Annotated in this window: 12 protein-coding genes; 6 read left to right on the forward strand and 6 right to left on the reverse strand. The window is 59.1% G+C overall.

Going from position 1 to position 14,075, the window contains the following annotated elements:
• Positions 1 to 36 precede the first annotated feature (36 nt).
• A complete protein-coding gene (locus tag Q1B40_RS11200; RefSeq protein WP_299813942.1) occupies positions 37 to 1,002 on the forward strand; it encodes a cation diffusion facilitator family transporter in 966 nt (321 codons plus the stop codon).
• A gap of 185 nt (positions 1,003 to 1,187) precedes the next feature.
• Positions 1,188 to 2,528 carry a guanine deaminase gene (gene guaD / locus Q1B40_RS11205; RefSeq protein WP_299813945.1) on the forward strand — a complete coding sequence of 447 codons (1,341 nt, stop codon included), beginning with the start codon at positions 1,188 to 1,190 and terminating at the stop codon, positions 2,526 to 2,528.
• Here the strand turns inward: guaD and Q1B40_RS11210 are convergent.
• On the reverse strand, positions 2,504 to 3,757 hold the full coding sequence (locus tag Q1B40_RS11210; protein ID WP_299813948.1) for an MFS transporter: 1,254 nt from the start codon (positions 3,755 to 3,757) through the stop codon (positions 2,504 to 2,506). The genes guaD and Q1B40_RS11210 overlap by 25 nt on opposite strands.
• Positions 3,758 to 3,828: 71 nt before the next feature.
• On the opposite strand from Q1B40_RS11210, the gene Q1B40_RS11215 reads away from it, so the two are divergent.
• A complete protein-coding gene (locus Q1B40_RS11215) occupies positions 3,829 to 4,269 on the forward strand; it encodes a helix-turn-helix domain-containing protein (protein WP_299813952.1) in 441 nt (146 codons plus the stop codon).
• Between the two features lie 103 nt (positions 4,270 to 4,372).
• Here the strand turns inward: Q1B40_RS11215 and rpsI are convergent, their stop codons facing one another.
• Together rpsI and rplM are read right to left on the reverse strand one after the other, a co-directional pair.
• Positions 4,373 to 4,849, reverse strand: a complete 477-nt coding sequence (gene rpsI / locus Q1B40_RS11220; protein WP_299813955.1) for a 30S ribosomal protein S9 — start codon at positions 4,847 to 4,849, stop codon at positions 4,373 to 4,375.
• A gap of 2 nt (positions 4,850 to 4,851) precedes the next feature.
• Positions 4,852 to 5,319, reverse strand: a complete 468-nt coding sequence (rplM, locus tag Q1B40_RS11225) for a 50S ribosomal protein L13 (protein ID WP_068417336.1) — start codon at positions 5,317 to 5,319, stop codon at positions 4,852 to 4,854.
• 359 nt (positions 5,320 to 5,678) lie between these two features.
• On the opposite strand from rplM, the gene Q1B40_RS11230 reads away from it, so the two are divergent.
• Positions 5,679 to 6,845 (forward strand): GGDEF domain-containing protein, encoded by a 1,167-nt coding sequence (locus Q1B40_RS11230; RefSeq protein ID WP_299813960.1) that lies wholly within the window; start codon positions 5,679 to 5,681, stop codon positions 6,843 to 6,845.
• 100 nt (positions 6,846 to 6,945) lie between these two features.
• Here Q1B40_RS11230 and Q1B40_RS11235 read toward each other — a convergent pair whose 3' ends face one another.
• Positions 6,946 to 7,371: a PaaI family thioesterase gene (locus Q1B40_RS11235; protein ID WP_299813964.1), complete on the reverse strand. Its 426-nt coding sequence runs from the start codon at positions 7,369 to 7,371 to the stop codon at positions 6,946 to 6,948.
• Positions 7,372 to 7,558: 187 nt separating this feature from the next.
• On the opposite strand from Q1B40_RS11235, the gene Q1B40_RS11240 reads away from it, so the two are divergent.
• Positions 7,559 to 8,068, forward strand: a complete 510-nt coding sequence (locus Q1B40_RS11240; protein WP_299813967.1) for a hypothetical protein — start codon at positions 7,559 to 7,561, stop codon at positions 8,066 to 8,068.
• Between the two features lie 62 nt (positions 8,069 to 8,130).
• Here Q1B40_RS11240 and bmt read toward each other — a convergent pair whose 3' ends face one another.
• Positions 8,131 to 9,156 (reverse strand): betaine--homocysteine S-methyltransferase, encoded by a 1,026-nt coding sequence (gene bmt / locus Q1B40_RS11245; RefSeq protein ID WP_299813970.1) that lies wholly within the window; start codon positions 9,154 to 9,156, stop codon positions 8,131 to 8,133.
• A 93-nt stretch (positions 9,157 to 9,249) separates the two neighbouring features.
• Entirely contained in the window at positions 9,250 to 11,811 is a 2,562-nt protein-coding gene (locus Q1B40_RS11250) for an FAD-dependent oxidoreductase (protein WP_299813973.1), read from the reverse strand.
• A 466-nt stretch (positions 11,812 to 12,277) separates the two neighbouring features.
• On the opposite strand from Q1B40_RS11250, the gene Q1B40_RS11255 reads away from it, so the two are divergent.
• Positions 12,278 to 13,816 (forward strand): trimethylamine methyltransferase family protein, encoded by a 1,539-nt coding sequence (locus Q1B40_RS11255; RefSeq protein WP_299813976.1) that lies wholly within the window; start codon positions 12,278 to 12,280, stop codon positions 13,814 to 13,816.
• Positions 13,817 to 14,075 lie beyond the last annotated feature (259 nt).

Raw genomic sequence — 14,075 nt, forward strand, 5'->3', positions numbered from 1 at the left:
ATCTGAATTCAAGCCTGTGACAGAAAGATCAACCTGATGACCGAGCCCCACAATGGCGAGACCGGCGACGGGCACGAGCATGCCGGTGGCGGTCATTCCGGCCATAAGCACTCCGGCCACGATCACTCGGGGCACGATCACGCTCCGACAGTGAACGACAGCAATGCACGCGCGGTGGCCTGGGCCGGTCTGCTGATCGCAAGTTTCATGTTTGCCGAACTGATCGGCGGCTGGCTGGCGGGATCGCTGGCGCTGATGGCAGACGCCGTCCACATGGTCACGGACGCCGCCTCCCTGGGACTGGCCTGGTGGGCGTTCCAGCAGGCGAAGAAGCCCGCCGACGCGCGCCTCACCTACGGCCGCGACAGGCTGCCTGTCCTGATCGCCTACTCCAACGCCATTTTCCTGCTTGGCGTCACTGCCTGGATCTGCATCGAGGCTGCCGAACGGTTCGCGAAACCTGAGAAGGTTCTTGCCGGCCCGATGTTCATCATCGCCGTGATCGGGCTTGCCGTGAACATCGGTGCGTTTCTCATCCTGCAGCGCGGCGGCGACGGCTCGCTCAACATCCGTTCCGCGATCCTGCATGTCCTCGGGGATCTTCTCGGATCCGTCGCCGCTATCATGGCCGCCGTGATCATCTATTTCACCAACTGGTACCCGATCGATCCCATCCTTTCGGTGTTCGTCGCGCTGCTCATTCTACGCTCGGCGGTCACCATCCTGCGGCAGTCGTCGCACATCCTTCTGGAAGGTGCTCCGACGGACATTGACCGCGAGGCCATGAAGGCCGATCTGCTCGCAGCGATACCGGGCCTGTCGGACGTCTACCACATTCACCTGTGGTCGCTCGCCGAAGGCAAGGTCAACGCGACCATGCATGCCGTGGTCTCTTCGGAGAAATTTGCTGAAACAGTTCCCGGGGAAATGCGCGCCCGCCTCAGGGACGAACACGGCATCACCCATGTCACCATCGAGGTTTCCACAGCCTCCGAGACATAACATTCACATGATGCGAGCAGCAGCATGGGCGGCGGAAGATCTCCCGCGCATTTCGACACGCCGCATATGCGGATCAGCTTTTCCAAATCGGCAAAGATGATCCATTGTTCCTTCCTACCGAGGGACTTAAAACAGGAAGCGCCTTACGGGTGCATTTCAAGCCTCAGGACCAGGGATATCTTTTCGTGCCAGATCAGACCGCAGATCAGAATGTGAAAATCCTGCGTGGCAGACTGCTGAGCTTTTCCGCAGCTCCCCAAGGGCCGGAAGATACCAGCGCCTATTCCTACGAGGAAGACGGCGCCTTGCTAATCAGGAATGGCAAAATCGCCGCAAAGGGCGTGTTTTCAGAGGTCAGGAACGCCGCACCGCCAACTGCCGAAATCATCGACCATCGGCCGCATCTGATCCTGCCGGGCTTCATCGACACGCATATTCATTTTCCGCAGGCGCAGGTCATCGCCTCCTGGGCGGACCAGTTGCTGGACTGGCTGAACGACTATACGTTCCCGTGCGAACTGAAGTTCGCGGACAAGGCGCATGGCAAACGCATCGCCGGCGAGTTCTACGATGCCCTTCTGGGCCATGGCACCACCACTGCAGTTGCCTATTGCTCCAGCCACCCCAACTCCGTGGACGCCTATTTCGAGGAAGCCGAGGCGCGCGGCATGCTGATGCTGGGCGGTAAGACCATGATGGACCGCAACGCGCCCGAGGCGCTTTGCGACACGGCACAGAGCTCCTATGACGACAGCAAGGCGCTGCTGGCGAAGTGGCACGGCCGCGGCCGGGCGCACTACGTGATCACACCGCGCTTTGCCATCACGTCGACACCGGAACAACTGGAGGCCGCCGGGACCCTTTCAAGGGAGCATCCGGACTGTCACGTCCAGACCCATATCAACGAGAACCACAATGAAATCGCCTTCACCCGCGAGCTGTATCCGGACGCGGGTCATTATCTCGGGGTCTACGAAAGCTTCGGCCTGCTCGGGTCCAAAACGCTTCTCGGCCATTGCATCCACATGACGGGTCACGAGATGCAGGTGATGCGGGAAACCGGTTCGGTGGCGGTTTTCTGTCCGACCTCCAATCTGTTTCTGGGCAGCGGGCTGTTTGACAAGGCCGGAATGGAAAGCGCGGGTATCCCGACGGCCATCGCGACGGATGTCGGCGGCGGTACCAGTTATTCCATGCTGCGCACCCTGGACGAGGGCTACAAGATCCTTCAGCTCCAGCGCCAGCGCATGCATCCGCTGACAAGTTTCTACTGGATCACGCTAGGTAACGCGGCCGCCCTTTCCATGACCGACAGGATCGGGACGCTGGAGCCCGGTACGGATGCCGACGTGGTGGTTCTCGATGCGAAGGCGACCCGGCCCATGGCCCTGCGGATGGAAACGGTGGAAACGCTTCCCGAAGAGCTCTTCGTGCTGCAGACGATGGGCGATGACCGGGTTGTCGTTGAAACCTATGTAGCCGGGGAAAGACGGAAGACCGGTCAGCTCTCTGCCGCCAGCGCCTGACGATCGGGATCAATTCGATCTTTTCGTCCCCCTTGGCGCAGTAGGGCGAACAACAGCGATGCGGCTGCGAGCATGAACAGCGTGGCAGCGGCGCCCAGGAACACCGCAGCAAATCCGAAGTTCTGGATAATCGGCGTCAACGCAAGCGGTGAGACCACCTGTCCAAGGAACATCGCCGTTGTGATGACACCCGCAACACTGCCCCTGCGCTCAGGCGGCGCCACTTGCAGGGCCAGCATCAGGAAACCCGGCTGGGCCAAGGCATATCCAGCCCCCACCAGCGCTGCCCCTGCCAGGATGAGAGACCATAACGGGGCACTCGCCAGAGACGCGAATCCGCAGCCCATCAGAAGAAACCCCAGGCCGAAGGTGGCGGGCAGTCCGAGACGCTCGCTGATCCGCCGGAACGCGAATGCCACGACACCGCCTGTCAGCGTGAGAGCTCCGAGCCCTATGGCTGTGCCGGAAGCCGCGTCGAAACCGTTCTGGTGGAGATAGAACGGCAACTGACTGGGCATCAGAAAAAACAGCATGACGGTGACCATGGTCAGAAAGCCGGTCGAGGCCGCCGGCAGGAACCAGCGTGAGGCGGTCGTTTCCCCCGGCACTTCCGGAGAACGAACGGCAGCTGTCGCAGGCCGTTTTTCGTTGCGCAGGATCGGCACCAGAAGCGGCAGGAGGAGAACCGGCAAGGCATAGACCAGGAACGGAAGTCTTGGAGAGAGACCGGCAAGCCCACCCGCGAAACCGATGTAAAGAAACCCGCTGAAATTGATGGCCGCGGTCTGCCATCCCATAAAGGCGCTGCGCTGCCCGCCGCTGAAAATGTCCCCCACCAGAGCCACCTGGGCGGTCATGACCATCGCAACGGCAACGCCAAGCAGAAGGCGGCTGACCAGAATGGAAAACAGATCCGGCAAATAGGCTCCAGCACTGCCGGAAAGCACGAAAAGCAGGACACCTGCCAGCAGCAGCCGGGCCCGTCCGATACGATCGGCCAGCATGCCGGCGAGCGGTGCGACCAGCACGACGGAAAGCGATGGCGCGGAAACCAGAAAGCGCGTCAGATAGGCTGCATTCGGGTCGTCTGCAAAGCTCGCCTCGAGTGCCGGCAAGGCCGGGCTGATGGTTGCATTTGCCATGATTTTCAGCGTTGCCGTCATCAGCAGCGTGACTGCGGCCGCGTCCAGCCAGCGTGGATGCCCGGACATCGAATTTGTACGAAACATTTCTTGTTTTTCCTTGCCTTTCAGAGAACCGGAAGGCAGCGTAGCAATTCAAGTCGACTTGAGGTCAAGAGATGAAATTACTGGATATTTCAGAAATATCGAAACAGACCGGAGTCGCCGCTTCGGCAATCCGCCACTATGAGGAAAAAGGGCTGATCACCTCCCTCGGCCGCAGGGGATTGAAGCGGCTTTTCAGCGCCGATGTTCTGGACCAGCTGGCGCTGATCACGCTTGGCAAAACGGCTGGATTTGCGCTCGATGACATCGCGAAGATGTTCGGACCGGATGGCCGCCCTGCTCTTTCCAGGCCGAACCTTCACCTGAAGGCCGATGAACTCGACCGGCAGATAGAACGGCTCTCGGTGCTCCGTGACATGATCCGGCATGTGGCGGAGTGCAAGGCGCCGAGCCATATGGAGTGCCCGAAGTTTCAGCAGCTGATCCGCATCAGCAATCGCCGCAAACGCGGCCGGGTGGAAAAGAAACGTGTTCCGGAGCGGAGCAAGCCTTAGGTCGGCGCGCAGCTTGGGGCAAAGAGACTTTCGAAAGACATGAAAAAACCCGCCGGATCGCTCCGGCGGGTCTTTTGATTTGCAAATCCAGTTTGTCCGGCGATTAACGCTTGGAGAACTGGAAGCTCTTGCGGGCCTTGGCGCGACCGAACTTCTTACGTTCGACAACACGGGAGTCACGGGTCAGGAAGCCGTTCTTCTTCAGAACGCCGCGCAGCTCCGGCTCATAGTAGGTCAGCGCCTTGGAAAGGCCGTGACGCACAGCGCCTGCCTGACCGGAAAGACCACCACCGGTAACGGTCGCGATAACGTCGTACTGACCGGACCGGTTGGCAACCATGACCGGCTGCTGAAGGATCATCTGAAGAACCGGACGAGCGAAATACTCGGTGTAGTCCTTCTTGTTGACGACGATCTTGCCGGTGCCCGGACGGATCCAGACGCGTGCGATGGCGTCTTTCCGTTTACCGGTTGCGTAGGCCCGACCCAGGCTGTCCAGCTTCTGGACATGGACCGGAGCTTCGGGGGCTGCGGATTCGACCGCGCCGCCCAGTTCTTCCAGGGATTGCAGCTCAGCCATTGTTAAGCCCTCTTGCCGTCATTTTTTACGTTGAGGCTCTTCACGTCGACCATTTCGGGTGTCTGAGCTTCATGCGGATGGTTCGGACCAGCGTAAACCTTGAGGTTTTTCAGCTGCTTGTTGGACAGCGGACCGCCCGGCATCATGCGCTGAACAGCTTTTTCCAGAACACGTTCGGGAAAACGGCCTTCGAGAATGGCGCGCGCGGTGCGCTCCTTGATGCCGCCCGGGTGACCGGTGTGCCAGTAGTACTTCTTGTTGTCGTACTTGCGGCCGGTGAACACCACCTTGTCGGCATTGATGACGATGACGTGGTCACCGGTGTCAATGTGGGGCGTGTAGGTCGGCAGATGCTTGCCGCGCAGATGGTTGGCGATGAAAGCGGCGAGACGCCCGACAACCATGCCTTCTGCGTCAATCAAGATCCACTTTTTCTCGACCTCAGCCGTTTTGGCAGAGAAGGTCTTCATGAGTTTGATCCATACTGGTCAGTTAAAGAAAAGGCCCGCGCGGCCTGAGCCGACGAACGGACCTGAATTCGTTCGTGGGCGCTTATACGCCGGCCCCATCGCAGCGTCAAGAACGTTCTTCGCCAGAGCGTCGCCAATTTATCAATAAATTCAATTATTTATAAAAACGGTATCTTAATACCACATCTTATTTTCCGGTTTCCCTCCCCGCACCGCCTGCCAAACGGCAGGAAGATTGAATTGCCCGTCCGTATTTTACCCAAGGTTAAAGGGATCTGTGTTCTTGTTTGCTCTGAAAAGCTCACAAAGCCCGGTATATGCAGTTGTCAGTCTTGAAAAATTGCCTGAGTAAACCCTCGGTGATCGCCGTCCTTCTTGGAGCGACCCTGTTTATTGCGCTGTCCGGGGCACTGCATACACTTCTGGACTGGCAGGTCAGTTCATCGATCCTCAGGCACGCCGAAACCAAGACGGCGGTCTGGTCCGATCAGTTTTTCGGCAAAATTCCGAACGCGCACCAGATGTTCGTCGAGGGCGCTCTTTCCGAAGAGGAAATCAGACAGCTGGAGAAATCCTTCAGCATGGTCGACATGTTGCATTTCGAATTCTTCGATGAAGACGGCCAGCGCATCTTCGTCTCGAACACGACCGACCCCGTAACGATTGAGGACAGTCAGAACAAGGCAATTGAAGTCTACCGTACAGGCGAGCCGGTTTTCGCAATTCATCATACTGACGAGCGTGGCCAGCGCAGCGGTCCGGACACGATCGTCGAAGCCTTTTTTCCCGCAACCCTGCCCAACGGCGAGCGGATCGGGTCAATCGAGGTTTATGTGGACGTCAGCGAACTTGAAGACGCGCTTGAGGATTCGTTCGAGGAGATCAGCTGGATCCTGATCTTTGCCACCAGCCTGATCCTGGCGCTCCCCGCCGCCGCCTTCGTGATCAGAACGCAGCAACTCCGCAACCGCGACATGCGTCTGCTGGAACTGACGAAATATGACCAGCTGACGGGGATCTTGAACCGCAATTCAATCTCCGAAACGCTCGACCAGCTTTTCGACGCCTCGGCATCGACGCAACGTCTCGGCATCCTCTTCGTGGACGTCGATTTCTTCAAGCAGGTCAATGACCGGTTCGGTCATGCCTGCGGCGACCGCCTTCTCAAGCATATCGCCGACATCTTGCGGCAAAGCGTCAGAAATTCCGACGACATGGTCGGCCGCTTCGGTGGAGACGAATTTATCGTGATTTGCCGGGATATCGACGAGGCCGATTTCCAGCATCTCTACGGACGCCTCATGGACAGGATCAAGGTGCCTTTCCGCTACCAGGGGCAGAACTACACACCAAGTCTGAGCGTCGGCGCGTATCTGTCCGAACCGGGTGACACGCAAAAAGCGGTCCTCCACCGTGCCGACCTGGCGGTCTATGCCGCAAAACGCAGAGGACGCGGTCAGGTGGTTGAATACTCAAGCGACCTGGAAGGCCTTTTCAAACAGGAAGAGCCCCGGCAATCGGCCTGAGTTTCCCCTGAACGCCCCCCTACTCCGACTTTACCGGGGATCAACGCGCGCTGGCAGAGTGAATGGCTTCGAAGATGGCGGCGGCCTCGGATCGGCCTGGTCAGCGGGGCGGGACCGAATAGGTGGCCGTCGCATGCGCCACCAGCTCTTCCTCGCCTTCCCCGGCAAGACTGCATTCCACCACCGCAAGCCGCTTTCCAAGCTTGAGCAGCCGGCAGGTGCAAAGCAGATCGCCCGGTCCGGGCTTGCGCAGGAAGTTTATGTTCAAACTTGTGGTGACCGCCAGCGCCACGGGTCCGATATGGGCAAGGATCACCACATAGGCTGCAAGGTCGGCCAGCGCCATCATGGATGGGCCCGATACCGTTCCGCCGGGCCGAAGATGCATTTCATTGGCGGTCAGACGCAGGACAACCTGCCCCGAAGAGACACTGTCGATGGAATAGACCCTGCCCCCGGCATGGATTTGCGGGAACTCCCGATCCAGCATCTCCATGATTTCCTGTGCGTTCATGACCGGCTGCATTTTCCCGACAACTCCCAAGATTAACGTCTTTTTTTCAACTCATCTTACGTAAACGTCAAATTAGGTGAATTGCAACCGGCAACGGGTTTCTCACGCTTTCGGACATTTCGGTAAGCTTCTGACAACCTGTTGGCGGCCATGCTTGTAAAAAATACGGCTACAATCGCGTTTCAATCAGGAGAGTCCGATGGCTCAATTCCCGCTTTTTCGTAAATTCCTTGCCGTTTCCGTTGCCGTGGTTCTGGCCTCCGCTGCGTCTGTTGTTCCGGCCGCAGCGCAGACCGGCAACTGGACTTATATGGACGACCGGTCGACACCGGAAAAACTGATCGAGAGTTATTATTACGCGATCAACAACAAGTTCTACGTCCAGGCCTACAGTTATTTCCAACCGGACATGGCGCCTGCGGATTTCGAAAAATGGACCAAGGGATACGATGATACCGAAAGCGTCTCGGTGAAGTTCGGCAATTCGGACCCCGATCCGGGGGCCGGCCAGATCTACTGGAATGTTCCCGTGGTGCTGTCGGCGAAGCGGACGGACGGGTCAAGCAAGGTCTTTACCGGTTGCTACAAGATCCACATGACCAATCTCGGCATGCAGACCGATCCGCCCTACCAGCCCATGGGCATCGTTTCCGCGAGTTTGAAGGAAACAAGCGAAGCCTACGACAAGGCAACGCCCGGAAGCTGCTGAAACAGCCCCTGACGAAGGTCGATTGAACGCTGGTGGACTTGTTCAGCAGCCATCCAGGCCTCTCAGCTTCTCCGGCGGCCGCGGCGGCGGCCAGTTCCGCCCTCGCTCTCGGCCCGTGCTGCGTCGGCTTCCCTGTTGGGAGGTGACACCAGCGGGCCGATTTCTGAAATGACTTCCGCAAGTTCCGGCCGCTTTCCGGCCTGATGGCTATCGAGCGCCTGACGCATGGCCGCCAGATGGACCGGCGAGGTGCCACAGCAGCCACCGATGATCCGCGCACCGGCATCAAGAGCCATATGCGCGTATCTGGCCATGAGATCGGGTGTGCCGGTATAGACGACCTCGTCGCCGCGGATCTGCGGAATGCCGCAGTTGGCCTTGGCGACCACGATCGCTTCGGGATAGGCCTCGGTAATGTCCATGATCGCGGCCAGAAGATCAGAGGCGCCGACCCCGCAATTGGAACCGATCGCGACAGGCGTGCAGGCAAATTGCGTCTGAAGGTCCCCCAGCCCCTTCGGCGCCAGCCCCATCATCGTCTTGCCGGCGGTATCGAAACTCGCCGTGATCACCAGCGGCAGACCAAAGCCCTCCGCGGCTTCCGCCGCAGCCTTCATCTCCTCGACAGCCGACATGGTCTCGACCCAGAGGATATCCGCCCCGCCTTCCGCCAGAGCTTCGATCTGCTCCCTGAACGCGGCGACGCCCTCTTCGTAGCTCAGTGCGCCCAGCGGCTGGAAAAGTTCACCGGTCGGACCGATGGAGCCGCCGATCAGGACCTCCCGGTCCACGGTGTCGGCGGCCTCACGGGCCAGCTTCACAGCGGCAATATTCAACTCCTTCACCCGGCCCTGAGCGTTGTGCAGCTTCAGCCGATGGCGATTGCAGCCGAAGGTGTTGGTCAGGATGATATCGGAGCCGGCATCGACGAACGACTGGTGGAGCGCCCTGATCTTTTCCGGCTCGTCCGTGTTCCAGAGCTCCGGGGCGTCGCCGGACACAAGGCCCATATCAAAGAGGTTGGTTCCGGTCGCGCCGTCAGCAAGCAGAGCGCCATTTCGGGCCAGAAGATCTTCCAGCTTGGACATCAAGTTTCGTCTTTCACTTTTTCATTGGCCGCCCGCCTGGGGCATTTGTTATCAGAGCCCACCAAAGGTTAAGGGTCTGCGCATCTGCGTGCATCAACTTCTCGGTTTGAGATTTTCCGGATCGTAAAGCGGTTTGTAACCGACCGCGACCACTTCAACCGGATAGGTTTCGCAGAAATATTCGACATTGAGCTTGCGGCCGACCTGGCAATAGTCGTGCGGCAGGTAGGCAAGCGCGATGTTCTTTCCGATGGTCGGGCCGAAGGCGACCGAGGTCGTGTAGGAAATCCGCCCGAGACTGTCGACCAGCGTCTTTCCAGTCTGCGGATCGATCACCGGCATGGCACCCACCGGATAGCGCTTCACGCCGTCCGCATCCGTGTTTTCGGTCATGACCAGGGTGCAGAGCATGGCGGGCTGATGTTCTCGCGCCCTGTATTCCACATGCTTTGCCTTGCCGCGGAAGTCGGCCTCCTTGACCTTGGGCCGGGCGAGATCGGCCTCATAGAGATTATACTGGGTCAGTAGGTCGGCATTCTGCAGACGCAGGCTCTTTTCCATGCGACGCGAGTTGGCGTAGGTCTCCACGCCGACTGCCATCACGCCGGTGGCGCGCAGGGCATCCCAGACGGCCAGACCGTCCTCGTATTTCATATGCAGTTCCCAGCCCTGTTCGCCAACATATGAGAGGCGCAGCGCGGTTACGGCTTTCCCGGCAATTTCAAGTTGCCTGATTGCCGCGAACGGGAAGTTTTCAGGGTCCAACGCATCCGGATCGGAGACCACCTTCTTCAGGTTCGCGCGCGCGTTCGGTCCCCAGATTCCGATGGTCGTGTAGGTTTCGCTGACGTCGGTCACGGTGACGTCGAAGCCCTTGTCCTCGGCAATGCGCTTCACATAGTGATAGTCGCGCGGGCCAGCATCGGCGCCATCGACGATACGGCAGCGATCGGCCATGCGAAAAACCGTCAGATCCGCCCGGACATTGCCTGCGTCATCGAGGAAGTGGGTATAGATCCCCTTGCCGATATTGGCGTCGCTGCCGATCCTGGCAGCACACAGCCATTCCATCAGCGCTACATGATCCGGGCCTTCAACGTCGAACATGTAGAAATGCGACAGGTTGATGATGCCGCAATCCTCGCTCAGCGCCAGATGTTCTGCATTTGAGACGCGCCAGAAATGGCGGTTGTCCCACTCGTTTTCGCGAACCGGGACCCTGTCGCCATATTTTTCAAGCAGATGCTCGTTGGCTGCATATCCGTGGGCGCGCTCCCAGCCGCCGAGTTCCATGAAATGGCCGCCGAGTTCCACCTCGCGCTCATAGAAAGGAGAGCGCTTGACGTTCCGGCCGCTTGCATAGGGTTCGCGCGGGTGGATCGCCGGGAAATAGATCTTCTGGGCGGCCTCGTAGCAACGGCCCTCGATGAAGTCCTCGGTGAGCTGATGCGGATAGAAACGCGAATAGTCGATGGACGCGTGATCGATCCCGGTCTGACCATCGGTGATCCAGTCGGCAATCAGCTTGCCGTATCCCGGACCGTCCTTGACCCAGATGGCTATGCAATACCAGAGACCGCGCACCTTCTGGCTTTCGCCGCAGGACGGACCGCCTCCGGCTGAAACCTGCAAAAGGCCGTTGAAGGAATGGCCCTCGTTGTAACCGATCTCGCCGAGGATCGGGGTCAGTTCCATGGCGCGTTCGAGCGGCTCCATGACCTGTTCCATCTCCAGATCGCGTTGCGAGGGAGACAGGCGCGCCTGATCCTTTTCCAGAAGGTCGCGCGGGTGGCACATGCGCGGATTGTCCGGCTCGTAAAAACCCCACTCGATCTGCCCGCCTTCCGCAGTCCGGGGGTCGCCGGTGTCGCGCATGTAGGCGGAGTTGCCCTGGTCGCGCAGCAGCGGAAAACCGATTTCCTTGCCGGTGCCTTCGAACTCGTTATAGGGACCGAAGAATGTGAGCGGGTGATCGACGGGCATCACCGGCAGATCTTCGCCGACCATGTTCGCGATCAGCCGGCCCCAGAGACCGGCGCAGACGATGACGTGGTCGGCCATGATCGTGCCACGATGGGTGACGACGCCCTTGATGCGTCCGCCTTCCACGATCAATGACTGGGCGGGGGTGTTGGCGAAGGCCTTCAGCTTGCCGGTTTTCTCGGCCTCATCGACGAGTTTGCCCGCCACGGTCTGTGAACGCGGAATGACGAGGCCGGCGTCGGGGTCCCACATGCCGCCCTGGACCATGTCCTCCTCGATCAGCGGGAATTTTTCCTTGATCTCGGCAGGCGTGACCAACCGCACATTCGTGCCGAAGGCCTTGCCGGAAGTCACCTTGCGTCTGATTTCCTCCATCCAGGCGTCGTCGCCGGTGCGCGCGACTTCCAGGCCACCGACGCGGGCGTAATGACCCATCCTGTCGAAGAAATCGATGGAATACTGGGTGGTCCAGACGGAGAGATAATCATGGCTCGTCGTGTAGCAGAAGTCGGACGCGTGCGCCGTCGAGCCGATGTCAGTGGGAATGCCGGATTTATCGATGCCAACGATATCGTCCCAGCCGCGTTCGATGAGGTGATGGGCCACCGAAGCTCCGACAATACCGCCCAGGCCGACAATGACGACTTTTGCCTTGCCAGGAAATGCTGACATCTTTCATTCCTTTTCAATGGGTTGGCTGCAATGCGCCAATGCCGCGCTTCTGCCGCCACCCTAGATCCGCGACGGAAAATGCCGATCCGAATACCGGTTCCCATAGGCCGGCCCCGGACGTTCCTTTTCCGACGGGCAGTATCGCGGCAGATTCTCCGGCAAAATAGCTTAATTGCGTCATGCCGGCAGTGTCACGACGACACGCCGAACCGAAATACCGTCCCCTTGAAAATATCGGCCGCTTGCCCGGAAGCGCTTCGCGCGGTGCGCGCTGGCTGTACCAGGGTCAAAACGGGCAAAACTTTCCAACCTGGTTTCCGCCATGACAGTGTCTGCGCAAGAACAAAGGAAATACTCCGGGACCTCGATGCCGGAATTAGAGTAGGTTAAGACGCATCTGGACCCTGACCGCCGCATGAGCTGGTGAAGACTGCAATAGACGAAATTCCATCTTGGGAGCCTTAGAATGTCAGACGCCGCCGTATCAGGCCGCCGAGGAAGAAATGCACGCCGCGAGCGGCGGCAAGCTGGCCCGGGCGGCCAATCCGTTCCCTATATTTCCAGAAACATTCCGGTCTATGACGTGCTCAGCGACGAAGGCGCGGAGCTGATCGAGGCCAATGCCGACCGCATTCTTGCGGAAATCGGCCTGGAGTTTCGCGAAGATCCGGAAGTCCTGAACCTGTGGAAGATCGCCGGGGCGGAAGTTGAGGGCGAACGTGTGCGGTTTCCCAAGGGGATGCTGCGCGAGATTCTCAAGACGGCGCCGGCGCAATTCACGCAGCATGCCCGCAATCCGGCCCGCAATGTCGAGATTGGCGGCAATAATCTGGTCTTTGCACCGGTCTACGGCCCGCCATTCGTTACCGACCTCGACCAGGGCCGCCGCTACGGTACGATCGAGGATTTCCGGAATTTCGTGAAACTCGCCTATATGTCCCCCTGGCTCCACCATTCCGGCGGGACGGTCTGCGAGCCGGTGGACCTGCCGGTGAACAAGCGCCATTTCGATATGGTCTATTCCCATATCAAATATTCCGACAAGCCGTTCATGGGGTCGGTCACCGCGCCGGAGCGGGCGGAAGATTCCGTCAGGATGGCCCAGATCACTTTCGGTGAGGACTTCGTCGATCAGAACTGCGTCATGATACAGCTGATCAACGCCAATTCACCGCTGGTATTCGACGCGACCATGCTCGGTGCCCTGAAAGTCTATGCGCGCCACAACCAGGCCTGCATTGTCTCGCCGTTCATCCTGGCTGGCGCCATGAGCCCGGTGACAGTGTCCGGCACGCTGTCCCAAGTGCTTGCGGAAGCCCTGGCGGGCTGTGCGCTGACACAGCTTGTGCGTCCGGGCGCTCCGGTGGTGTTCGGCGCTTTCGTCAGCTCCATTTCCATGCAGTCGGGTGCACCGACCTTCGGAAGCCCCGAAGGGTCGCTCCTCCTCAACGGCGCCGCCAAACTCGCCAGGCGTGTCAACCTGCCGTTCCGGTCCGGCGGTTCCTTCACCGCGTCAAAACTTCCGGATGCACAGTCGGCGCAGGAATCCACCCAAACCATCCTGGCAACCGTGCAGTCGGGTGTGAATTTCGCACTGCATTCGGCTGGTTGGCTCGAGGGCGGACTGTGCTCGTCCTACGAAAAATTTGTTCTGGATGCCGACCAGTTGGGCATGATGCATGTTCTGGCAAAGGGAATAGATCTGTCGGACGAAAGCCTTGCAATGGATGCTCTGCAGGAAGTCGGACCGGGAGGACACTTCCTGGGTGCCGCGCATACCCAGCGGAATTTCGAAAGCGCCTTCTTCCGGTCTGCCATAGCAGACAACAACTCCTACGAACAATGGCTTGCCGATGGCGAACTTGATGCTTCCCGGCGTGCAAATGCCCGCTGGAAAGAGCAGCTTGCTGCCTATACCGGGCCGGAACTCGATCCCGGAACAGATGAGGCGCTGCAGGCTTTCATGACAGAGCGCAAGGCCTCGTTTCCGGACAGCAACGTTTAAAAGCAAATACGCGACGACAAGACCGGGCCACGGCGCGTCGCGAGGCAGTTGTTCACACCCTCCTTCCAGGGCATCCCGCGCTCAAGCGATTGCGGGGTGCTTTTTATTATGAAGCGTTTTGCACGATTACACGCCGAACGTGCTGTACGGGCTGTATATTTCCCAAGCGTATTCCACAAAATTACCGCGATTGTCGTATGAATTAGGCATTACTTACAAAACGCATGCTCTTTTTGCGCTAAATGCCTTCCACAATTTT

It is taken from the genome of uncultured Roseibium sp., assembly GCF_947496995.1.
Classification (GTDB): domain Bacteria; phylum Pseudomonadota; class Alphaproteobacteria; order Rhizobiales; family Stappiaceae; genus Roseibium.